The organism is Lacticigenium naphthae DSM 19658, assembly GCF_000425865.1.
Taxonomy (GTDB): domain Bacteria; phylum Bacillota; class Bacilli; order Lactobacillales; family Carnobacteriaceae_A; genus Lacticigenium; species Lacticigenium naphthae.
Genome location: NZ_KE384467.1, coordinates 29,451 through 52,472, shown reverse-complemented (window position 1 = coordinate 52,472; position 23,022 = coordinate 29,451). Strand labels below are relative to the sequence as shown.

The window sequence follows — 23,022 nt, the reverse complement described above, 5'->3', positions numbered from 1 at the left end:
ACGTAGGGTATCCCGTATTGAAAACAAAAGTAAAAGTTGTTTGACCTGCGTAAAGTAAGTGCAAAGGATCCAATCAAGGAAGAAGGGCTGATTCATGACGGCATTTAATGAAGTTAAAAACAAGTATTTTCCTAAGTTGAAATTATTTACCTTAGCAATAACTCGTGCACATGGGAAAAATCATCCTGAAACGTTTGAAGTCCGTGAATTATTTAATCAAATCAATAAAAAAACAAAAAAGGCCGGTTCAGCTAGGCCAGATCTGGACAGGGAGTTCACTCAGTTACGTGAAGTAACAGAAAACTATGCAATTCCTGAAGATGCCTGTGGCGCTTATGAAGCAGTGTATAACATGCTTTCTGAAACAGACAAAGCTTATCAGATAGATGCTGTTTCGTAAAAAACTGTGAACAGAATACGATCCTAGAAAGAAGAGATTGTTCTTGCTAGGATCATTTTTTGTTCAATGTAATTAAAAAAAAGTGCTGAATAGTGTGATCTTCGATCACTGATACACCTGTACTGATTACATATCTAAAAAAGTGGATCCAATTCAATCAAACTTGATGGCAGTCAATTTTTATTGGTCAGTAATAGCTTATAGTTGTAATTGTAAAGAGAAAGAGGCGGTATCAAGTAGGAAAGATCCATGTGGATGGGTAAAGGATGAATGGAAAATAAAGAAGAGAATAGCCGGGCGATCAGTTGAAAGACAAAAGACTATTGAGAATGGCTATCCCAACTTGAATACAATCGATAGTTGAATGGTATAAACGTTTATCAAGGAAAAAATATTGGAGGAATGAATCATGCAACGGTATATATTGAGTAAGAAAAATCAGATCACATTGATCAGTGGATCTTTGATCGTACTAGGATTTTTTAGTCACTTCGTTTTAGAAAATGAGCTACTTTCTGTGTGGCCATTGATCATCGCATCTATCTTAGGGATCACGCCGATCGCGATTCAAGCGTATCAAGCGGTAAAAGTAAAAATCATCAGTATCGATTTGTTGATCACCATTGCAGCAACTGGAGCACTATTGATTCAAAACTATGAAGAATCTGCAATCGTTACCTTTTTATTCTTATTTGGTCACTACTTGGAACAACGTACATTGAATCAAACGCGTTCTGCTATCAAAGGATTGACCGAAATGGCACCTGAGAGCGCTCTACGCCAAATGGAAAATGGTGAATTTGAAGAAGTAGAAGTGGATGATGTAGACGAAGGAGACACCCTCCTAGTTAAAACGGGTGCCAAAGTTCCTGTAGATGGAACTGTTATCACGGGTGAAGGTCATATCAATGAAGCTAGTATTACAGGTGAAGCCGTTCCAGTAAATAAAGCAACAGATTCTGAGGTTTTTGCAGGAACGATTTTAGAAAATGGAACGATTCAAATCCGAGCAGATCGAGTAGGCGAGGATACCACCTTTGGTAAAATCATTGAACTAGTGGAAGAAGCACAAGATTCTAAATCAGAAGCAGAGCGATTCATTGACAATTTCTCCAAGTATTATACACCTGCTGTTTTGGGTCTGGCTTTTGTTGTGTGGGTATTTAGTCAAGACATCGAATTAGCCATTACTATCTTAGTGCTTGGTTGTCCAGGAGCATTGGTCATTGGTGTTCCCGTTTCAAATGTCGCTGGAATTGGAAATGGTGCCCGTAATGGTGTCCTTCTAAAAGGCAGTGAAGTGATCCATGACTTTAGTAAAGTAGATACGATCGTATTTGATAAAACAGGTACGTTGACAGCTGGAAATCCAACAGTTGCAGAGACAGAATTTTATGAAGAGAACTCAGCTGAAACACTTGGCTACTTGGCAAGTGTGGAACGTGAATCCGATCATCCTCTGGCAAAAGCTGTTCTCCATCAAGTGGGGGAAGTAGATTTAACAACTGTCAGAGAAACAGAAGTCGTCAAAGGCGGCGGTATCGTGGCCAGTGTGAATGGTCATCGAGTCGCAGTCGGGAATGTCGCATTGATGGAAAAAGAGAACATCAAACTGAATATGCAAGCTCAAGAAGATGCGAAACGGTTTGAACAAGAAGGAAACTCATTGGTCCTGACCGCAGTCGATGGCGAATTAAAAGTTCTGATGGGTATTCGTGATCAGGTTCGACGCGGAGTAAAAGAAAACTTGCAAGAATTGAAAGATCTAGGTGTGAAAAATCTGGTCGTTCTTTCGGGAGACAATCAAGGAACAGTTGATGTCGTTGCACGTGAACTCGGTTTGACAGAAGCACATGGACACATGCTACCAGAAGATAAATCGGCTTACATCGCAAAACTACAAAAAGAAAATCAAATCGTGGCTTTTGTCGGTGATGGTGTCAACGACAGTCCGTCATTAGCTTTAGCAGATATCGGTATTGCGATGGGCAGCGGAACAGATGTAGCAATTGAGACATCCGACGTAGTTTTAATGAACTCGGACTTTGGACATTTGCCTCATGCAGTAGGATTGACTAAGGCAACCGCACGAAACATGAAACAAAATATATTTATTGCAATAGGTGTGGTCTTGGTCTTGTTGATCAGCGTCTTCTTCAGCGAATGGATGAATATGTCTATTGGAATGTTGGTCCACGAAGGTAGTATCCTAGTTGTTATCTTTAATGCAATGAGACTGATGAAGTTCAAACTGAAAGGCAGAAAAAATCCAAAAAAAGAAAGCAGACAAGTTGAAACAGCAAAAGCCGTATAAAAATCAATTTAAAAGGAACGCTTTATCTAAGGATAGAGCGTTCCTTTTTTTGTTTTTTGCTAATGAAAGCAAGCCGATAGAAAAGATAAAGGCTTTTGGAAATCGCCCATTTCGAGAGTAAACAATAAGAACCTGACCACCCTAAAGTAGCGAGAGCATAAATTTGACCAAAAAAAAGGGAGTGTTACAATGGCTTTGTAAGCGTTTTTATATAAAAAAAGGAGGTTACAGGAATGACAATTTCTAGGAAAGAACTAAGTTGGATGTACGAGACTATGTACAAGAGTCGGTATTACGAAGACGAAATGGAGAAAACTTATACAGAAGGGAAGACTCCCGTTTTCAATATCGGTTCAGGTACAGTACCTGGCGAGATGCATTTATCAACTGGCCAAGAACCTGCAGCTATAGGGATAAGTGTTCACCTTAGAAAAGATGACATTGTTGCTTCTCCACATCGCCCACATCATCATGCAATTGCAAAAGGCGTTGATTTAAAACGTATGACAGCAGAAATTTTTGGTAAAAAGACAGGTTTAAGCAAGGGTAAAGGGGGTCACATGCATCTGTTTGATCCAGCTGTTCATTTCTCTTGCAGTGGAATCGTTGGTGCAGGATTGCCACAGGCAGCTGGAGCAGCCTTGGCAGCAAAGAAAAAGAATAAAGACTCTGTGGCAGTCGCATATATTGGTGAAGGTGCAGCAAACACGGGTTCTTTTCACGAATCATTGAATTTAGCCTCTCTCTGGAATTTACCCTATATTGTTGTTGTTGAAAATAATAGCTATGGAATTTCAGTACCAAAATCCGCTTCTACATCGGTTGCATCAAATGATTTAAGAGCAAGCGCTTATGGAGATAATGTGAAAGGTTACTACGTAAAAGATAATGATCCGATTGCCATGTATCATGCTTCCAAGGAAGCAGTGGAAAGAGCACGAAAAGGCGAGGGACCTTCTATCATTGAAATTGAAACGTATCGTTTCCTTGGTCACTTCCAAGGAGATGCAGAAGGGTATCGTCCTGAAGGGGAAGTTGAAGAATTGCGAGAAAAAGATCCAATCCCTCTATTTCGTGATTTGTTAATGAAAGATCATAGCTTCAAGGAAGATGAGCTTGTTTCATTAGAAGAAAAAGCAAAAGGTGAAGTCGATGAGGCTTATGCTTTCGCAAGAGAAAGTGATTATCCGGATCTTGAAGAAGCACTCGACAACGTCTTTATCTAATGAATGAGAGAAAGGAGGAAAACAATAATGGAAACAGAGAAAAAACGTAGTTTAACAGGAAATAAAGCAATGTCAGAGGCCATCCGATCAGAAATGGAAAGAGATGAAAATGTTTTTGTTTTAGGAGAAGATATAGGTGAATATGGAGGGATATTCGGCTCAACTGAGGGGTTGATAAAACAGTTTGGTCCAGAAAGGATCATGGATACCCCCATTTCAGAAACCGGATTTATCGGAGCTGCGATCGGTGCAGCATCTGAAGGGATGAGGCCGATCGCTGAATTGATGTTTGTCGATTTCTTTGGAGTAACGATGGATCAAATTTATAACCATATGGCAAAAATTCCTTATATGTCAGGGGGAAATGTGAAACTGCCGATGGTGTTGATGACTGCAGTCGGTGGAGGGTACAATGACGCCGCACAACATTCTCAAACACTGTATGCTACTTTTGCTCATCTACCTGGAATGAAAGTAGTCGCTCCAACTACACCCTATGATTTAAAAGGCATGATGATTTCTGCTATTCGTGATGATAACCCTGTTGTTTTTATGTTCCATAAGACCCTTCAAGGACTAGGGTGGATGGATCAGCTTGACACATCCATTGGTCAAGTGCCGGAAGAAACCTATAGTGTTCCTCTGGGCAAGGCAAAAGTTATAAAAGAAGGAACAGATGTTACCATTGTTGGACTGCAAATGACAACACATTTTGGAATGCACGCTGTCAAAGAATTAGAAGAAAATGGGATCAATGCGGAACTGATCGATTTGCGATCGATTGTACCGTTAGACAAAGAAACGATCCTTCGATCGGTCAAAAAAACAGGACGGCTACTAATTGTGGATGAAGATTATAAATCGTTTGGTATTTCAGCAGAAATTGCCGCAATCGTTGCGGAGGAAGGGTTATATGATTTAGAAGCACCAATCAAAAGATTGGCCATTCCAGATGTACCTATTCCATATAGCCGACCATTAGAACAATATATCTTGCCAAATGCAGAAAAAATCGTTCAAGCAGCTACCGAATTAGCTAATGAATGAATCAAAAAGGGGTGAAAAGTGTGAGTTTTGAAGTGGTGCTTCCACGACAATCAGAAAAAGTAGATGAAAGTTTGATCACCTTTTGGCATGTTCAAGAAGGGGACAAAGTAGAAAAAGGGGATCCGCTAGTTGAAGTACAAACAGAAAAAGCTGTATCTGAGGTTGAAGCAACAAAAGCAGGTTTTGTTACAAAAATAATGAAAGAAAGATCAGAAACAGCAAAAGCTGGAGATGTTTTAGCGCTGATTTCAGAAACCAGAGAAACGCAAGAAGATAGTTCTGAGTCGAAAGAAGCTCTTCGTTTTGAAGAACAAACTGAAACAGATGATGAAGCAGCAAGGGAACCTAAGGCAACTCCAAAAGTGAAGAAGTTAGCAAAAGAACTTGGAGTCGACTGGAAGACAATCCCACCTAGTGAGGGGGATACTCTTACAGCCCAGGATGTTAAACTGTTTGCAAAAGAAGCGAAGGGAACTCCAAAGGAAGATATTTCTTCTGGTTCAATTGTTAAAGATAAGGCGAGCGCAGAGGAAAGTGAAATTTTAGCAACACCTTCTGTGCGGAAATTTGCTAGAGAAAAGAATGTCCAGCTAGAAGAGGTTGCTTCAGCAGGTTCTTCAAAGAAAATTTCCAAAGAAGATGTCGAGGCATTCATTGCTGAGCGTACATTAGAGTCGGCGGATAAAGTCAAAGGCGCTACGAAGATGGCCGAACAGGCTGACGACAGCAGGCAAGAAATTGTCCCTCTCACCAGTATTCGAAAGGTCATAGCTAGAAGTATGAAGCGCTCCATTTCGACTATTCCCCACGTGACGCATTTTGAAGAAGCAAATGCAGAGAAAATGGTCACCATGCGTGAAGAATTAAAGGGCAGCTTTGAAGAAGAAAATGTGAAATTGACTTATCTGGCTTTTGTAGTGAAGGCAATGGTAAAAACACTGCAAAAATATCCTTATTTGAATGGATCGTTTGATGAAGAAAATGAACAAATGATACTCAATAAAGATCATCACATCTCTATAGCAGTGAATACTGAAGAAGGTTTACTTGTGCCGGTGATCAAACATGCTGATCAAAAATCATTGTTTCAAATCGCGAAAGAAATTCAGGAACTAGCTGCTAAAGCAAGAGAAGGAACAGTGACCGCAGACGAAATGTCAGGTGGCACTGCAACTATTTCAAACGTAGGATCTGCAAGAGGTTCTTTCTTTACACCCATAATAAATCCTCCTCAAGCAGTCATACTAGGGATCGGACGAATTGAGAAGAAAACAGTCGTTATAGGGGAAGCTATTGCAATAAAACCGATGATGGCTCTTTCGTTGAGTTATGATCACCGTTTGATCGATGGTATTCTTGCACAGGAAGCTCTAAACGAGCTAAAAAACAGCCTGGCGAACCCTAGCTTGCTACTAGCAAAGTCCTGATCAAAGGTCAGCGTAAATACAATACAAGGCAAGTGTGAAAATGGTTTTTACAAGCTTGGATTTGGTGGTCAACTAAATTCAAGCTTGCTTTTTGTTTTTTTGAATTGAATGAATGGATGACTTTTTAACAGAAGCAAAAATAATGATCTAAATAACAATGGAATAAAAAACTGTGCAAAAATGGAGGGGGGAAGTTATTCTCCCTCTCCAAATTTGCGCAGTTTTTTATCGGCTTATTTTTCAATCTACATTAGTTGACATCGAACTGATCAAGCTAACTTTGTAACGGTAACTTCCTTTTGCAGTTCTTGTGCATCTTTAATGCTGAAGGTCGTACTATCGTTGTGTTGAACCTGACTGGCCGCACAGCCAGAGGCAAAAGACAAGTTCTCCTCCAACGATTTATGGAGCGAAAGACCGGCTAAAAAGGTGCCAACAAAGCAGTCTCCAGCCCCGGTATCATTGACGATCTGAACAGTTGGCGTCTTGACTTCGTACAATTCACCTGCATGGCTACAGATACTGCCATCTTTTCCGAGAGAAACAACTATATAATCGATTTGTTTAGATAAATCTTTGACATGATCCAAAAAATGATCGTCAGAAGGGATCAATTCTTGGATTTCAAAACGGTTCGGTTTGATAAAATCTACACCCATTTCGGCCGCTTTTTTTAAAGCTCCTCCCGAGAGGTCGCAAGCAATAAAACAACCGATTTCCTTCAATTGCGTCAATAAATCTTCTAGATGGTGCAGTTCAAAACCGGGAGGCAATGAACCAGCTATCAGCACTCTATCTGTGGCCAGGACTTTAGAACCTATTTTTTCATGGAGCAGTTCAATAGCATCATTCGTAACAGGAAAACCTTTTTCGGTGATCAAAATACTACCACCAACATTTTCCTCTAAAATAACGTAACTTTCCCGCGTAGCCTTCCCCTGAACTTCTACAAAATCATAGTCGATTCCTTTATCAGAAAGGATCGCTGCCAATTTGCTCTCATTGGTCGTCCCACAAAAGCCGAGTGCTTGGTTCTGAACACCAAGCTGATTCATCGCATAGGAACCGTGATGGCCTTTACCACCGATATCATAAGCAACTTTTCGCAGACGATTATTTTTTCCTTTTACAAGGTTTCCTTCAAGAAACAATAGCCGGTCAACGGTTGGATTTAATGTAATGGTGTAGAACATGTATCCACTCCCTTTCGTTTCACTACTTCTGACAATAGTTTAGCACTTATCTAGCCAGATAACTATTATATGCCTTTAGGACTCGCACCGGTCGCAACGAAGGAAAACTGCAAATCGCCCCGACTCAGAGATCCAACATCTTCCTTCCCTCCCATCGTTATCCTCGTAAACACTTTGAATGATCCACCAGCTGGCTGACAGACAATCTACTTTCGAATTTCCCCGATCAAATTCTGAACGCCTGACTCGAGCAGCCAGGCTAACCGAAAATCCAAAATAATGGAAACGCTTGCAAATTTATTGAAAAAGGGTATGATATAAGCAAAAGAACTTATTCAAGGAGGGGAAAAAATGAATCAAAAACCTGTCGAAATTGTAGAAACAGTCCTGCGTGATGCCCATCAAAGTTTAATGGCTACTCGCATGTCCACAGATGATATGTTACCGATCATTGAAAAATTAGATAATGCTGGTTATTATGCCTTAGAAATGTGGGGCGGCGCTACGTATGATGCTGCTATCCGATTTTTGAATGAAGACCCGTGGGAAAGATTACGGGAGATCCGCAAACGGACAAAAAACACGAAGCTACAAATGCTTTTAAGAGGGCAGAACTTGATCGGATATCGTCATTATGCCGATGATGTAGTGGATGTCTTTGTTAAAAAAGCAGCTGAAAATGGTATCGATATTTTTAGGATCTTTGATGCTCTAAATGACACAAGAAATATGGAAGCTTCTTTGAAGGCAGTTAAAAAATACGACGCCCATGCTCAGCTAACCATTTGTTATACTACCAGTGAAGTACATACAAACGAGTATTACGTTGCGTTAGCACAAGAACTGCAGGATATGGGAGCCGACTCTATTTGTTTGAAAGATATGGCAGGGATCCTCACACCTTACCGTGCACAGGAACTCATTAAAAATATGCGCAGTGTAATTACTATTCCGATCAATTTGCATACCCATGCGACGAGTGGAACAGCTCACATGACTTATTTGAAAGCTGTGGAAGCGGGAATCGATATCATTGATACAGCCATCAGTCCCTTTTCGGGTGGAACAAGTCAACCGCCGACAGAAACGATGGCATTGGCTTTAGCAGAAGGGGATCGACCAACAAAGTTAGCTGTCGAGAAGCTCGAAGAAATTGCAGACTATTTCACACCGATCCGTGAAAAATATTTAAAACAGGAAATCATGACAGCCAAAGTGTTGACAGCGGATCCTCGAGCACTGATATATCAAGTACCAGGTGGGATGTTGTCGAACTTATTGTCACAATTGAAGCAAGCCAATGCATTGGATCGCTATGATGAGGTATTGAAAGAAGTGCCGAAAGTACGTGCGGATTTAGGCTATCCACCCTTAGTCACCCCTATGAGTCAAATGGTGGGAACGCAGGCAGTCTTTAACGTCTTATCTGGTGAACGCTATAAAATGGTACCTAAAGAAGTGAAAGATTATTTACACGGAAAGTATGGAAGAACTCCAGTGCCAGTGACGGACGACTTTAGACGCTCCATTATTGGAGATGAAGAAGTCATTACCGATCGACCAGCTAATCATTTAGGAGCAGAATTTGAACAGTTGAAAAATGAATTGGGCGAACTCGCTCATTCAGATGAAGATGTCTTGACTTATGCGCTTTTCCCACAAGTTGGAAAAGCATTCTTGGAGAAGAAATACAAGACAGAACCAACTGCAAAAATCCCAACAGATAAAAAAGAAGAAACAGCACATATACAAGCAGCAGATGAACCGATAGTTGAAGAGGATCAAGCAGGTACTTCCCGCTTGAAAAACTATGAAATCACAATCGATCAGGAAGTTTACCATGTAACTTTGGAAGAAATCAAAGAAGGAGAAAGCAGAGAGAGTTCAAGTGAAACAAACCGGATTCCGAAAACGGCTGTTGCCACGGCTTCCCCTGAAATGAAAACAGAAAACCAACCCACACCAGTGAGAGTTGGTTCAGGAGATAAAGTAGTCAAAGCTCCTATGCCTGGAACGATCATGAAAGTGAAAGTTTCTGTAGGTCAAGAAGTTCATGTAGGAGATGTATTGTGTGTGATGGAAGCAATGAAAATGGAGAATGAAATTGTAGCCGACTCTGATGGTACGATCGTTCAAGTCGCCGTCAAAGAAAATCAAAGTGTGGAAGCCGGTGCTCCAATCGTATTTATGAAATGAAATAAGTAAGAAAGAGACTGGGTCTTTGGCTCGGTCTCTACTTGTTTCACGAACGCGTTTTTTTGAAATATGCTCCAAAAAAACTGTTCCACGATCCACTTCATGATGCTGTAAATTCTTTGTGTCTCGCTCTCTTTCTTTGGGTTGGCCTCTCAATGCAAACCCTTTATTCATAAACGATTCATATGGAAGCGTTTTTATTCCATTTTTTGAATGTTTTGGGTATCTTTCCTTGAAATTGTGCTAGAGGTATAGTAAAGTTAACAGAACAAATTAATGGGAAAGAAACATTCGGATAGAGGCGCGGTGAATAAGAGTACTTTTTGGAGGGTGACACCAACGAAGAAAAGGAAAGGAGACACTGCCGAAAGCATAAATCTCGTCAATGATTTATACTTGGTAATGCACAAAATATGTGCATTACTGTCATAGTCTAGGCTATGGAGTACTATCGAGCAAAACAAGTGCACATGTACGATTTATGCACCTTGAGCCGATATATAGACTCTTGGTGTTTTTTCTTTACCCAAAAAGAGGAGAGAGATAAAATGATCAAACAGATAAGCTTGCTCGTTGCTACAGTATTATTTTTTGTTCCCACCACGGTTTTCGCTGCAGAAGCGGATATTACTACTAGATTGGGATGGATCACCCTGATCCCACCTGCTATTGCCATTGTTCTAGCTTTTATTACAAAAAACGTAATCGTTTCATTATTTATTGGTATTTTTTCAGGCACACTTATACTACAGTTAGCGGGTGGGGCCAATCTTATACTCGCCTTTATGGATGGTTTTTCGGACATCGTCCAGTTGCTCCTCAATTCACTGGCTGATCCATGGAATGCCGGAATTATTTTACAAGTACTAACAATCGGTGGACTGATTGGACTGATGACAAAAATGGGTGGGGCACGTGCGGTAGCCGAGTCGTTATCCAAGTATGCTAAAGGTCCTGTGAGCGCGCAAATGATCACCTGGTTCCTTGGACTGCTTATATTCTTCGATGATTATGCCAACGCTTTGATTATCGGACCGATCATGCGTCCCTTGTCTGACCGCTTAAGTATTTCCAGAGAACGGTTAGCCTTTGTTATTGATGCTACTGCAGCTCCGGTTGCGGGTATTGCTTTGATTTCAACATGGGTAGGGTATGAAATCGGCTTGATCAAAGATGCGTACGCATCGATTGGCCAAGAAGTCAACGCCTATGGTGTGTTTTTAGATACCATCCCGTACAGATTCTACAATATTTTAATGCTATTATTCGTAGTTGTTACTTCTTTAACATTGCGTGAATTTGGCTCCATGCGTGATGCACAAATTCGTGCCCGCGACAAAGGGAAACTGATTGCCGAAGGATCGACTGTGGCCACTCAGGAAGATGACGAGATCCTTCCAGAAGCGAAGAAAAATCCTTCTATATGGAATGCGATCGTTCCGATCGGTTCACTGATCACTTTTTCTCTCGTTGGATTTTATACAAACGGTCGCGACGTTATCTTAGCAGGTGAAGATAACGCGTTGATTCAATTACTTGAATCTTCACCATTCTCGTTTGCAGCTTTCCGTGAAGCCTTTGGTGCTTCGGATGCCAGTATCGTGTTATTCCAAGCGGCTTTAGTAGCCAGTATCATCGCACTAGTCATGGGTGTATCTGAAAAACTCTTTAATGTTTCAGATGGATTAGAACATTGGGTAAACGGAATGAAATCACTTATTATTACCGGAGTGATCTTATTGCTCGCTTGGTCTTTAAGCGGTGTAATGGGAGAATTGGGTACAGCATCTTATCTCGTTTCGTTATTAGGTGATTCGATGCCTCCAATTCTGTTGCCGACAGCCATTTTCATACTAGGGGCCATTATTTCTTTTGCAACCGGAACTTCTTACGGGACAATGGGGATCTTGATGCCTTTGGCCATTCCATTGGCTGTAGCTATGGCACCAACTGATCCGCAATTTGCTGTCATGTCTGCAGGAGCTGTGTTGACCGGAGCGATTTTCGGTGACCACGCATCGCCTATTTCAGATACGACGATCCTTTCATCGATGGGAGCCGGAAGTAATCATATCGATCATGTACGGACACAAATCCCGTATGCTGTGACGGTCGCAATTATTTCTGTCGTCTTTGGTTACTTACCTAGCGCATTCGGTGTGAGCATCTGGATCACCCTTCCCGTTTCGGCGCTTGCCGTTGTGGCAACTGTATTCATCTTTGGGAAAAGAACAGATACGACCGATGATCCTCATGATGTAGCGGAGGTCAATTAAATAAAACAAAGAGGATACGAAAAAGTGTTAGATTCAAATAAATCCACACACTTCATTCACGAATGCCTCTTGAAGAAGCTTTCAAAAAACACTATTTATTAAAGAGTTCAGGACCGAGACAATTGTCTCGGTCCTTTTTTTCGTTTCTATTATACTAAGCCGTGTTGAAACCATTCAGCAGAGATGATCTAAAGGAGTTGCACAGAATAGTGACAAAACTCCTTAAGATACTAGAGAAATATAAAGGGAGTAGACAAGAAAAAAATTCCCGGCCTCTAATCATTTTCCAAACGTTACTTTCTAAAACGTGCTCCAAAAAACAGACCCGACATCCGCTCCAGTTGCTCTATCCGTTGACACTTTAGTGGCTTAAGGATAGCGTATGCGGATCTCTATTCGAGTCTGAACGTTTTTTGTCCCACTCTCTTCTGAAAAAATGATATTTTCTTATGGAATGGGCAGGTATATTTACTTAAATTTTGAATGAAAACTTCTTCCTCTTTCTTGGTAAAAAAATATTTGCAGTAAAAGCAAATGATTTGTGTGCATACTTATAGTCGTTTCGAAAAGACAAGTGATCGATAGAATAGTATTATACAACTAAGACCTGAAGTCTGTTTTTATGGAATCAAGATGACGCTATAAACGAGGAGTTACTGTATACTTTATTCTGATTCATCGGTCCAAAATCCATGAAGGAAATCAATGCCAGAATAGAAAGGAGATCAAGAAATGGCAAGCGAAAGATTTGAGATCATACACGGAGACATTACCAAAGTTGCAGTGGAGGCTATCGTGAATGCGGCAAACAAATCTCTGCTTGGAGGCGGAGGGGTAGATGGAGCGATTCATCGAGCAGCTGGTCCAGAACTCTTAGAGGAGACGCGGCAACTGAACGGGGCAGAAACAGGGGAAGCAAAATTGACAAAAGGCTACAAACTACCAGCCGATCATGTGATTCATACCGTCGGACCGGTGTGGTATGGAGGAGAACAGAATGAAGCAGAATTATTGAAACGCTGTTATGAAAATTCCATCGAACTGGCTGTAAAAAACAAGATCAAAACACTAGCATTTCCATTGATATCTACTGGAGCATACGGCTACCCTTATGAAGAAGCAGAAAGAATCGCCATAGAAACTATTAGAGAAAAGCTGGAAAAATACGATGAAAATAAACTTGAAAAAATTTATTTAGTTCAATTCCCATAAAAAAAGCAGTTGGCATCTAGCCAACTGCTTTTTTGTACTGTATCTTATTCTTGCTCCAATTCTGGGTCTTTTCTTCCTAGGTAATAAGTTACTGCAAAGCTGATCAACGCTAAGACGACGCCGACTAGTAGAAATAGAGGAGCATTGGGTTTCGCTAAATCATTGAAGGCTTGTGTATTGATCAAAATAGCGATCGGAGAGGCGACAACTAAACCCAAAATTCCGCTGTACGTAAAGGAAGGTTTATTTTTAAATAAATATTCGATCACTTTACTGATCAAGAATACACCGAGTATCACGCCGACTCCAAACGGGAAAAGGATCCCAAAGTAATGCAGGATGTTATCCATATCCATGGCGCGTAAGGCATCGAAGAATTGTGTAATGGAATTCAGAATACCGTAGTAATAGCCTAGGACCATTAAAATCAGCGAACCACTGATCCCTGGAACGACCATGGTAGCAGAAGTCACCATCCCTACGAAAAACAGAGCAATCACGGAGCCGACAGATAGAGTCAATCCGTTCACACCGGATTCTTCCCCTTGTATCATGGCCATAGCGACGACCAGTGCAAAAAATGTTAGAAAGACAAGCACATGGACGTAGGAGAGTCTTTGTTTCATTTGTTTAAGCGACAAGAGGAAAGAACGCATTAAAATCGGGATCCCCCCCAAGATCAAACCGATAAAGGCTAGGGCTGTAGGCAAAGTATAGTTGCTCAGCAGCAATTCAATTAAGTAAGAGAATCCAATAACGCCGATTCCTAATCCACCTATTATGGGGAGCAGGATTTGCACGCTTTTTTTCCAGTCTTTTGTGATATGTGTAATAGAGTATATAAGGTCATCATATATCCCTAAAGACACAGCCATTGTTCCCCCGCTGACACCGGGAATGATGTTGGCCACACCCATAAAGATCCCTTTCACGACCATCCATATATAAAACATTGTGTTGATCTCCTTCTCTCTTATCTATTTAGCCGAACAATTTAGTTGATCATTCTTAAAAGTATACCTGAAAAAGCACGACGCTCTCGTACTGTTCACTTTTATCCAGATACCTTATTTATGATAGCGAACTAAAATCAGAACCGCAAGTTAAGAATCCTTAATATTTCCTTTTCATTTCTTTTCCTTTTTCTTTGCGGTTAAAACGAGGGCGTGCTACAGTTAAAAAAACGAGTATATTTGAAAGAGACCAGACCAGAGGAGAGGAGATAATGGAGAAGAGTTTACCCAAAGTTAGCGTAAGCAACATCGCTGGTAGTTTACTCCTTATTTTACTGATCTATATCTTCCAGCTGTATCAGTCTGTTCCCTTGACCAGTGCCGTTCAATTGTGGACAGGCATTGCTTTTGGTTATTTGATCTTGCGCGCGAATGTAGATTTTTCAGCGGGGATCGTAGAATTTTTTAATGCGGGTAATAGCTATCAATACAATAGTTTATTGATGTTATTCGCCGCGGGGATATTTGCTACAGTGGGCATCCATTATGCAGCTTTTGCAGGTGGGGCTTTGCCGGCTTATCTAACTGCTTCTTCGACACAATTCATTCCGGGAACGCAGACCGTGGCACCGATCGATTTAAATTTGCTGTTAGGATCTTTTCTGTTTGGTGTCGGAATGGTCATCAACAGAGGGTGCGGATCAGCGACATTGGCTAATATTGGTCAAGGAAATGGCCGGTATCTGTTTACACTCTTCTTTATGTTAGTGGGAACGATCCCGGGACAATGGATCCAGACTGTTTTTCAAAAAAATCAAGTGGGACATCTATTCGATCCAATCTATTTGCCAGAAAAAATCGGCTACATACCCACAATGATCGTGAGTTTAGCTGGTATCGGTCTCCTTTTTTTGATTGGACGTCTGTACGAGAATGACCGGAAAAGAAATGGGACGTTTAAAGAAGTGGAACAAGTCGGACCGGCAGAAATAAATGATCCGAAGCAGCCGTTCAATTTCTTCGAGAGAAGGAATCTATATGTTCTTTTCCAGAAAGATTGGAGTCGCTCGGCCGGAGCTTTTATATTTGCATTGGTGCTCGTATTCCAATTGACCATCACAAAGCAGACCTTTACATTGACTGCGACAGTCAAAAAGCCGGCCCTGTATCTCTTGCAATCGAGTGGACTATTTACTGAAACTGCAGCATTTCAAATGCCGTTAGAGGAAATGAATCAAGGATTGTTCGCGAATCCAGATGTTGTTTTCTTGTTGGGGATACTTCTGGGAGCGTTCATTTATTCAATGCTTTCCGGGACGTTTATATGGCGTATGAATTTGTCCGGAAAAGAAGCACCTTATTTTATTGTCAGTGGCTTATTAATGGGATTTGGAGCAGTCTTGGCCAATGGATGCAACGTAGGCGCTGTTTATTCAGGGATCGTCAATTTTTCTCTTTCTGGATGGGTAGCACTCGTTTGTGCATTCACAGGTGCATTCGTTAGTATGTCTGTTTTTAACGGAAAAGTTCATACGATTCAAAAGGGAGGATGAAATCTCATGATATTAATGGGGATAGAAGTTACCATATTGATACCGGATGCGTATTCTCTGAAAGAAAAACGTAGTGTAGTCAAAAGCATGATCCGGAAAACACAAAATCAATTTCATATTTCCTCTGCTGAAGTGGGGGACTTGGAACTGCACAACAAGTCCATTGTGGGCTTTGGTATCGTTGGCAATGACCGTGGGCAGTGCCAAAAAGTCCTGCACGACGTTCTCACTTTTATAGAAGGAAATTATCCGGTAGAAGTATTGGATACTGAATGGTTGGATTATTAAAAACATTAAGCACGAGTCACTCAAAAAAGGGGTTGAGTCAAATGACAAGCAAATGGACACGACTAGCAGAAAACACACATATTGAAACAGAAAGATTGCTCCTTCGACCGGTCACGATGGAAGATGCGGAAGCGATGTTTGAATATGCTTCGGATGAAGAAACAGCGTATTATGTGTTTGAGAAACACGGTACGCTTGCTGACACAAAGGATGCGATTGCACACCATTTCATGCAACATCCTTTGGGTAAATATGGAATTGAATTGAAATCAGAAAACAAACTGATCGGGACCATCGAAATCCGATTAAAAGGCAAACACCATCGTGGAGAGCTCGGGTATGTCATGAACCCGGGATACCAAAGAAAAGGGTACGTCACGGAAGCGGCGGCTGCAATCGTGCGCGTTGGGTTTGAAGAATTCGGATTAGAAAGGATTTACGCCATGTTCGATGATCGAAACGAACCCTCTAAAAAAGTGTTGGAACGCATAGGGATGCAGCACGAAGGAGTCATGCGTCACGTCGAGAAATGGAAACAAGGCGAATGGGCCAATGATGTCTACTACAGCATTTTAAAAGATGAATACTTTGCCCAACGAAACGACTAAAAATCATGCCAGAGGAGGACTAACGATGTTCGAAGAGACAGTGACAGTGATCACCGGAGGAGCCAACGGGATCGGCCAGGCTCTCGTCAAAGGATTTGCCGCCCAAAAAAGTGCGGTAGCGTTTATCGATCAAGATCAAGCCGCTGGGGAAAAATTGAAGCACGAACTGGAAGCAGAAGGAAAAACTGTTTATTTCCATCAAGGAGATATCAGCCGGCCGGAAGTCTTGAAAAAATTTGTGGAGAAGATAGTGGAGCGTTTTGGAAAAGTATCCTTTGTGCTCAACAATACCATGAAAAGCAACCACGGGATTTTATCAGACTGTTCCTATGAAGAGTTTGTCGAATCGTTTAAAATCGGCGTCGCGGCTCCATATGAACTCACACGGCTAGTTTTACCTTATCTGGATCAGGATGCCGTCATTGTGAATATTTCTTCCTCGCGAGCCTATCAGTCGCAACAAGATACCGAAAGTTATTCGGCTGCTAAAGGTGGCATTACTGCTTTGTCGCATAGCTTAATGATGAGTTTGAAAGGAAAAGCCCGTGTGAACGCGATCTTTCCCGGGTGGATCGATACTGGGGAAACCTATGATAAAGACTATAAGCCAGATTATACCAGAGCAGATAGCGGCCAACACCCTTCTGAGCGTGTCGGGAAACCAGAAGACATTGTGGAGGCAGCTTTCTTCCTGTGCGATCCCAAAAATAGTTTTGTCAATGGAGCCGAACTGTTTGTTGATGGCGGCATGAGCAAACAAATGATTTATGCTGATGATGAGGGCTGGAGCTACCAGCAACAAGAAAGGTAAACAGTTGTGTGGGGGGCTGCTCGAGTCCTCCCAAGATGCAAATGAAATCAGAAAAGAACGGTATTCATTTCAAAAACGATTGAATCTGGATAAGAAAATGCGGTATTCTATAGAGAGTAATAGAAGATTGGAGACCGGCGCCTTGAATGGCAATGTTGGTCAGAACCAAGTATTCTATCGATACACAGAAGAGAAAGAGGCGTTAAATATGAGTGAAGCAGCATTTAAAAGTTTGAAAAAACCAGTCGACGGGTGGATGGAAAATCTAGTCCAGTTGAAGAAAAAGGAATTGCAAAACATAGCTGCAGTCCACGAACTCGCTCTACCCAAATCATGGACCAAATTGCAAATAGCGGAAGCGATCAAAGAAACGCTTCTAGAAGAGCAGGAAAGGATCCAACAGGGGTTAACGAAAAAAGAAAGCCGATTATTTTTAGAGGTGAGTAGACGGAGCCAACCGTTTGAAGTGGAGGCTGAGGCGTTGTTGGCTTCTTTGACTCACAAAGGATTGGTGTTTTTAAACCGGTTGGAAGGCGAAACGGTCGGGGTGGTCCCGACTGAGTTAAGAAAAGAGCGTCTGGACCAATCGACTGCGAGCCATTCCCCCAAAGAAGATGTTTTTTCTTTAGTAAGGGAGTGGGGCGCAACGCAGCGACAAATTTTTGGTCGGGTGAATGCGGGACAGTTAGCGCGCGTGTGGAATGCTTATTATGAACCGGAAATTTCAAGGACGGATGTAGAGCGGTTGCTTTAATGATGAAGTGGGAATTGTGGGAAATATACTGAGCTGGGAGATATGTGAGATGACGAGGATTTTAATTGATTCAGGAATTGATCAGAATGAGGCGATGCGGAATGCCTATAAGTATGAGTTTATTCCGTTAAGTGTGATATTGGATGATGTGCCCTATTTGGATGAAGAGGAAATTCAGTTGGAAGAAGTCTACGCCTTCATGCGAAAAGGGAAAATGCCAAAGACGAGTCAGGCAAGTGTCAAATCGATCATAGAGGCATTGGATCGCTGTCGCGAAGATGGGGAAGATGCGATTTATTTGAGTTTGTCTTCGAAGTTTTCGGGGACGTATCAGTTAGCCTATCAGGTTTTTGCAGAGTACCAATCAGAGCATCCGGATATGCGCGTTACCGTGATAGATACGGGAGGCGGATCAGATGGAGGCGCGCTGATTGCGGCTCAGGCAATGGAAATGGCCAAACAAGGGATCGAGTACGATACGATCGTGGCACAGACTAAATGGAATTGTGAACATGTACACTATGCGTTCACACTCGATGATTTAGACTGGCTGGTGAAAGGTGGCCGTTTGCCGAATGCTGCGGGAAAAGCGGGGACAGCGTTGAATATTAAACCCTACTTGACAGTAAAAGACAAAGCCATCACGATCAAAAAAATCGTACGTGGGCAAAAACGGGTGCATAAGAAAATTTTAAACGATGCGGAAGAAACGGCAAAAGATTTTCCTGATCAAAGTTTTGTGGTCACTCATTGTGGAGATGAACCGCTGGCAGAAATACTGGTCGCAGGTGTCAAGGAACGGTTTCCAGAAGCAACGACGCATGTTTTTCGTGTTGGAGCCTTATTGGGGTCTCATTTGGGGATTGGCGGTGGCGGGATTTTTTATTTCGATGAAAAACCGGCAATCTATTATCCCCTGACCGTGATGGAAGCGGACACTGTAATAGTTGAATAGGAATGAGCAGAAGAGGCTGGGACTTGTATCCTAGCTTCTTTTTGTTTCAAGAATGGTGCTTTCTGAAAAGGGGTCTGAAATGGCAGGCCTGCTAGCCGTTTCACAGGGCTCTAGCCGGTGGGGATCCAGCGACTTCTGGATACAGTGCGCGAAGTTTTTTCGGGTCTGAATGCTTTTTTTCGTTCTGCTTTTTTCTGTTGAAATGGATTTCGACAAATCAGGACTGAGTTTTTCAGACAGTGTCGAGCAGCCGCGAATCGAAAAAAACAGTGAACAAATGCTAGAGAATGCCTGGTTTTTAGAAGAATGGACCCATTGGATAAAAATTCACAATTTTGTCATAATATGAGCGTTTTATTTTCAAATTAAATTTTCCTTTGCTATAGTTAGAGTTGTAGAAAGCAATTAAAAACGAAAAGGAGAGATGTAAAATGGATAATATAACGGATTCATTTTCACGCGGAGTCAATAGTTTCATCAACTATTTACCGCAGTTACTGTTGGGTATTGCTTTAATCGTCGTTGCATGGCTAGTGGCAACTTTAGTCAAACAGGCTATCAGTAAAGGTCTCAGAGCAATCGACTTTGATGATCGTTTGACAGGCTGGGGAGTAGCAAACACCAAAGAAAGAGCACAAGAAACCATCGATGCGATCGCTAAAGCATTTTATTATTTAGTATGGGTATTATTCTTACCAGGGATCTTTAGCGCATTTGGATTAGATGGTGTCGCAGCTCCTTTTGAAAATATGATGACGACAGCCTTGAATTATTTGCCTAATATCATTGCTGCTGCAGTGATCTTGACCATTGGCATATTCGCAGCACGCTTTGTTAAGAATTTGATTTACAATCTGGCTTATTCAATGAATTTGGATGGAGCAGTTGGTAAATTGACTGGATCTTCAACTACGACGGATGCAGATAAAGAACTAAAAGCTGGCAAAAAAGATTCGATTGCAACGGTATTAGCAAACATTGTCTATGTATTGATCCTCGTACCGATCATTACCGTAGCTTTGGAAACATTAAATATCCGCTCGATTTCAGAACCGATCATTAATGTATTGAACTCATTGATGTCAGCTATTCCAAATATTTTAGTAGCTGTGATTTTGATAGGTGTTGGCTTCGCTATTGCTAAATTTGTGGGTGACCTGCTCACTGACTTATTAAATGGAACAGGCGTCAACAAACTTTCTGACTATATCAATAAATCAGGAAGCATGAATATAGACTTTGCGAACATCATCGGAAATATTGTCGCCATTTTGATTGGTTTGTTCTTCTTCGTTGAAGCCATCACTGCTTTAAACTTAGATGTATTGAACACAATTGGAACAGCCATCATTGGCTACCTACCAAATGTCATCTTTGCCTTAGTTATTATATCCTTAGGTTTAGTTGGCGGACAAATGCTTGCACGCGTGATCACCAAAGCAACTGGAAGCAGATTTACTGGAGAACTCGTTAAATATATCTTGATCGCCTTTGCCTTATTCATGACACTTGACCAATTGAACTTTGCTACCACCATTGTCAACTGGGCATTCATCATCGTACTCGGAGGATTGGCTGTAGCCTTCGGTATTGCCTTCGGTGTCGGTGGCCGTGATTTTGCAAAAGACCAATTAACTAAATTAGATGCAAAAATGGAAAAAGAAAAACTGAAGAATGATGAACCACAAGAAAATCCTTTGAAAAAATAAGAACTTTCTAAATGAACGGTTTCATCACTTCAATAGACTTCCTCTTCAGGATAAGCCAGCAGTTGAAAAACGGGCGGATCCTGTGAGGAAGTTTTTTTTGTTTTTCTAGAAAGATACACGAGCACAGTATAATATTCCATAGTCGATTTTGAACTGGGTATAAGTTCTGCAAATGGACTTGTTATCCAACTGTAACAAACCGGACGATCTGTAATAAAAACACATAAAATTTCATGAAAACTCTCTGTTTTTTTATAGGGTTTTCTGTCATACTGTTAGTAAAGAAATGATACAAAAAAGGCGGAAAGACTATGGTATTAAACAATAACGAAGCAAAAATATTACAGAAGATCCGGGAGAATCCTTATATTTCTCAAAAAGAGCTGAGTGACTTTATTGGGTTGTCCAGGCCCAGTGTCGCCAATATGATTTCTGGTTTGGTCTCTAAAGGGTATCTGGTAGGGAGAGCTTATGTCGTCAATGACAATCGTCCCATCGTCTGCGTTGGTGGAGCAAATATTGACCGTATTTATCATGTCGATGGAGACCTGATCCGCAATACGTCTAACAAAGTCTCTTCCCACAGCCACCCGGGTGGAGTTGCCCGGAATATTGCTGAAAATTTAGGTAAACTAGAATTGCCCACGACCCTCTTATCCATTGTCGGGAAAGATGAAAGCTGGCGGACCATCCAACGCGTGTCCCAACCATATATGAATCTGGAAATGGTTGACGTCCTGGCAGATTATACGACTGGAAACTTTACAGAAATAGTGAATGAAGAAGGTAAAATGATCCTAGGTTTAGCCGAGATGGATATATATAACCATATGACACGTGAATGGTTGAGCCAGTATCAACAATATATTGAGAAAGCTTCTTACATCGTTGCCGACACCAATATCCCTGGACAAACATTGAGCATGTTGAAAAGCATGGCTACACGCTATCATATACCCATGCATCTCATTACAACTTCGATCCTAAAAACAGAAAATTTACCGGAATCGATCGATGGCATCGATTGTGTCGTGACAAAATATGATGAAACGGCCTATCACTTTGGAATAAAAATGGAAACCGAAGAAGAAGTGAAAGAAGGCGCACGGAAATGGCTTGAAAAAGGTGCGAAAACGGTCTTCATTGTAAAAGAGAATAAGCAAGTGGTCTATGCAACGCAAACCAATGGGGAAGTACAGATCATCAAACATCCGCATCATGATTTACAACGCTACAATTGGGGTGTTGGAGAGGCGTTGTTGGCCGGCTTGATTTATGGGACCTACAACGAAAGAGAGTTAGGTGAATCGCTCGATTTTGCCTATGCGAATGCATTTTATACGAGCTTAGATTCGTATACTGTCAGGCAAGATCTTACTCAACAGACACTGGAAAAAGATTTGAAACGCTACCCTAAAAACGGGGTGAAAACATAAGGGGGAAATTCACAAAAACGTCACGAATTTAGTCGGAAAATTGTCACACACTTTCTGGAAAAATCCAGTATACTAAACAAAAGGAAAAAATAACGGTTGTCACAAATTGGTCAAATCCTTGTGAGCAATGTACTTAGTTTAGGCACTGTATTATTTAGGAAAGTAAAGGTGATGAGATGGGCGAAAAGAATAAGATGGTATACATTTATACTTTGGAATCAGAAACGTCTACCCAAGAGTTGCCTGTTGATGAGGAAGATGTGCTGACAAACGCAGATGGTGAACTGGATTGCCCTTTGGATCGAGTTTTAAGAAAAAACCACCTCGAAATCAAGGATTTATTTCGAATGGGTGTGAGCACCGTTTCATTAGACGAGTTAAATTGTAGCCAACGACGCAGAGTGCATTCGATTTCCTTTAAACATTTGACGTATGTATCGTAAAAATATGAATACAAAAAGAACTGGCTGCTGGCGAGTTCTTTTTTATTTTCAAAATGAGTGACTATCGGTGTTAAGATACTGTTGATAGGGTCTAAAAGAGTAGCCAGTTTTCCAGACTGAATGTCAAGAACGGCAGGAGTTGAACAAAATAGAGACAGTACTCCTTACGAAAACAGTAAAATGATAGAAGTATAGACAAGGATACTGGCTTCTTCTGAAGA

19 protein-coding genes and 1 riboswitch are annotated in these 23,022 nt (G+C 41.3%); of the genes, 17 read left to right on the top strand and 2 right to left on the bottom strand.

Features of this window, described 5'->3' with window-relative positions; genetic code table 11:
- Window positions 1–94 precede the first annotated feature (94 nt).
- The 5 genes from H626_RS0109935 to H626_RS0109915 all read left to right on the top strand — a co-directional run bounded on the left by H626_RS0109935 (window position 95) and on the right by H626_RS0109915 (window position 6,414).
- A complete protein-coding gene (locus H626_RS0109935; RefSeq protein ID WP_027109227.1) occupies window positions 95–400 on the top strand; it encodes a hypothetical protein in 306 nt (101 codons plus the stop codon).
- Window positions 401–809: 409 nt separating this feature from the next.
- Window positions 810–2,714 (top strand): heavy metal translocating P-type ATPase, encoded by a 1,905-nt coding sequence (locus H626_RS0109930; RefSeq protein ID WP_027109226.1) that lies wholly within the window; start codon window positions 810–812, stop codon window positions 2,712–2,714.
- Window positions 2,715–2,947: 233 nt separating this feature from the next.
- A complete protein-coding gene (locus H626_RS0109925) occupies window positions 2,948–3,940 on the top strand; it encodes a thiamine pyrophosphate-dependent dehydrogenase E1 component subunit alpha (protein ID WP_027109225.1) in 993 nt (330 codons plus the stop codon).
- Window positions 3,941–3,967: 27 nt separating this feature from the next.
- A complete protein-coding gene (locus H626_RS0109920) occupies window positions 3,968–4,987 on the top strand; it encodes an alpha-ketoacid dehydrogenase subunit beta (RefSeq protein ID WP_027109224.1) in 1,020 nt (339 codons plus the stop codon).
- A gap of 20 nt (window positions 4,988–5,007) precedes the next feature.
- On the top strand, window positions 5,008–6,414 hold the full coding sequence (locus H626_RS0109915; RefSeq protein ID WP_027109223.1) for a 2-oxo acid dehydrogenase subunit E2: 1,407 nt from the start codon (window positions 5,008–5,010) through the stop codon (window positions 6,412–6,414).
- A 269-nt stretch (window positions 6,415–6,683) separates the two neighbouring features.
- Here H626_RS0109915 and H626_RS0109910 read toward each other — a convergent pair whose 3' ends face one another.
- Complete coding sequence (locus H626_RS0109910; RefSeq protein ID WP_027109222.1) at window positions 6,684–7,607, bottom strand: 1-phosphofructokinase family hexose kinase; 924 nt, start codon at window positions 7,605–7,607, stop codon at window positions 6,684–6,686.
- Between the two features lie 351 nt (window positions 7,608–7,958).
- Here H626_RS0109910 and oadA point away from each other — a divergent pair, with 351 nt between their 5' ends.
- The 3 genes from oadA (at window position 7,959) to H626_RS11100 (ending at window position 13,291) form a co-directional block, all read left to right on the top strand.
- Window positions 7,959–9,803, top strand: a complete 1,845-nt coding sequence (gene oadA, locus H626_RS11105) for a sodium-extruding oxaloacetate decarboxylase subunit alpha (protein ID WP_084140235.1) — start codon at window positions 7,959–7,961, stop codon at window positions 9,801–9,803.
- A gap of 288 nt (window positions 9,804–10,091) precedes the next feature.
- Window positions 10,092–10,262: riboswitch (Lysine riboswitch) on the top strand.
- 89 nt (window positions 10,263–10,351) lie between these two features.
- Window positions 10,352–12,079 carry a Na+/H+ antiporter NhaC family protein gene (locus H626_RS0109895; protein ID WP_051237942.1) on the top strand — a complete coding sequence of 576 codons (1,728 nt, stop codon included), beginning with the start codon at window positions 10,352–10,354 and terminating at the stop codon, window positions 12,077–12,079.
- Window positions 12,080–12,811: 732 nt separating this feature from the next.
- Complete coding sequence (locus H626_RS11100) at window positions 12,812–13,291, top strand: O-acetyl-ADP-ribose deacetylase (RefSeq protein WP_051237941.1); 480 nt, start codon at window positions 12,812–12,814, stop codon at window positions 13,289–13,291.
- A gap of 44 nt (window positions 13,292–13,335) precedes the next feature.
- Here the strand turns inward: H626_RS11100 and H626_RS0109885 are convergent, their stop codons facing one another.
- Complete coding sequence (locus H626_RS0109885; RefSeq protein WP_027109220.1) at window positions 13,336–14,244, bottom strand: DUF368 domain-containing protein; 909 nt, start codon at window positions 14,242–14,244, stop codon at window positions 13,336–13,338.
- A 272-nt stretch (window positions 14,245–14,516) separates the two neighbouring features.
- On the opposite strand from H626_RS0109885, the gene H626_RS0109880 reads away from it, so the two are divergent.
- The 9 genes from H626_RS0109880 (at window position 14,517) to H626_RS0109835 (ending at window position 22,801) form a co-directional block, all read left to right on the top strand.
- Window positions 14,517–15,797, top strand: coding sequence for a YeeE/YedE family protein (locus H626_RS0109880; RefSeq protein ID WP_027109219.1), 1,281 nt, complete (start codon window positions 14,517–14,519; stop codon window positions 15,795–15,797).
- Window positions 15,798–15,803: 6 nt separating this feature from the next.
- Entirely contained in the window at window positions 15,804–16,085 is a 282-nt protein-coding gene (locus tag H626_RS0109875; RefSeq protein ID WP_027109218.1) for a DUF503 domain-containing protein, read from the top strand.
- A gap of 41 nt (window positions 16,086–16,126) precedes the next feature.
- Window positions 16,127–16,693 (top strand): GNAT family N-acetyltransferase, encoded by a 567-nt coding sequence (locus H626_RS0109870; RefSeq protein WP_027109217.1) that lies wholly within the window; start codon window positions 16,127–16,129, stop codon window positions 16,691–16,693.
- Window positions 16,694–16,718: 25 nt separating this feature from the next.
- Window positions 16,719–17,504 carry an SDR family oxidoreductase gene (locus H626_RS0109865; RefSeq protein WP_027109216.1) on the top strand — a complete coding sequence of 262 codons (786 nt, stop codon included), beginning with the start codon at window positions 16,719–16,721 and terminating at the stop codon, window positions 17,502–17,504.
- Entirely contained in the window at window positions 17,461–18,258 is a 798-nt protein-coding gene (locus H626_RS0109860; RefSeq protein ID WP_156883313.1) for a hypothetical protein, read from the top strand. The genes H626_RS0109865 and H626_RS0109860 overlap by 44 nt, the downstream gene beginning before the upstream one ends.
- Window positions 18,259–18,307: 49 nt before the next feature.
- Entirely contained in the window at window positions 18,308–19,213 is a 906-nt protein-coding gene (locus H626_RS11095) for a DegV family protein (protein ID WP_051237940.1), read from the top strand.
- 431 nt (window positions 19,214–19,644) lie between these two features.
- On the top strand, window positions 19,645–20,922 hold the full coding sequence (locus H626_RS0109845; RefSeq protein ID WP_027109213.1) for a mechanosensitive ion channel: 1,278 nt from the start codon (window positions 19,645–19,647) through the stop codon (window positions 20,920–20,922).
- 311 nt (window positions 20,923–21,233) lie between these two features.
- Window positions 21,234–22,358, top strand: a complete 1,125-nt coding sequence (locus H626_RS11090; protein WP_051237939.1) for a PfkB family carbohydrate kinase — start codon at window positions 21,234–21,236, stop codon at window positions 22,356–22,358.
- Window positions 22,359–22,534: 176 nt separating this feature from the next.
- Window positions 22,535–22,801, top strand: a complete 267-nt coding sequence (locus H626_RS0109835) for a hypothetical protein (protein ID WP_027109212.1) — start codon at window positions 22,535–22,537, stop codon at window positions 22,799–22,801.
- The last annotated feature ends 221 nt before the right edge of the window (window positions 22,802–23,022 follow it).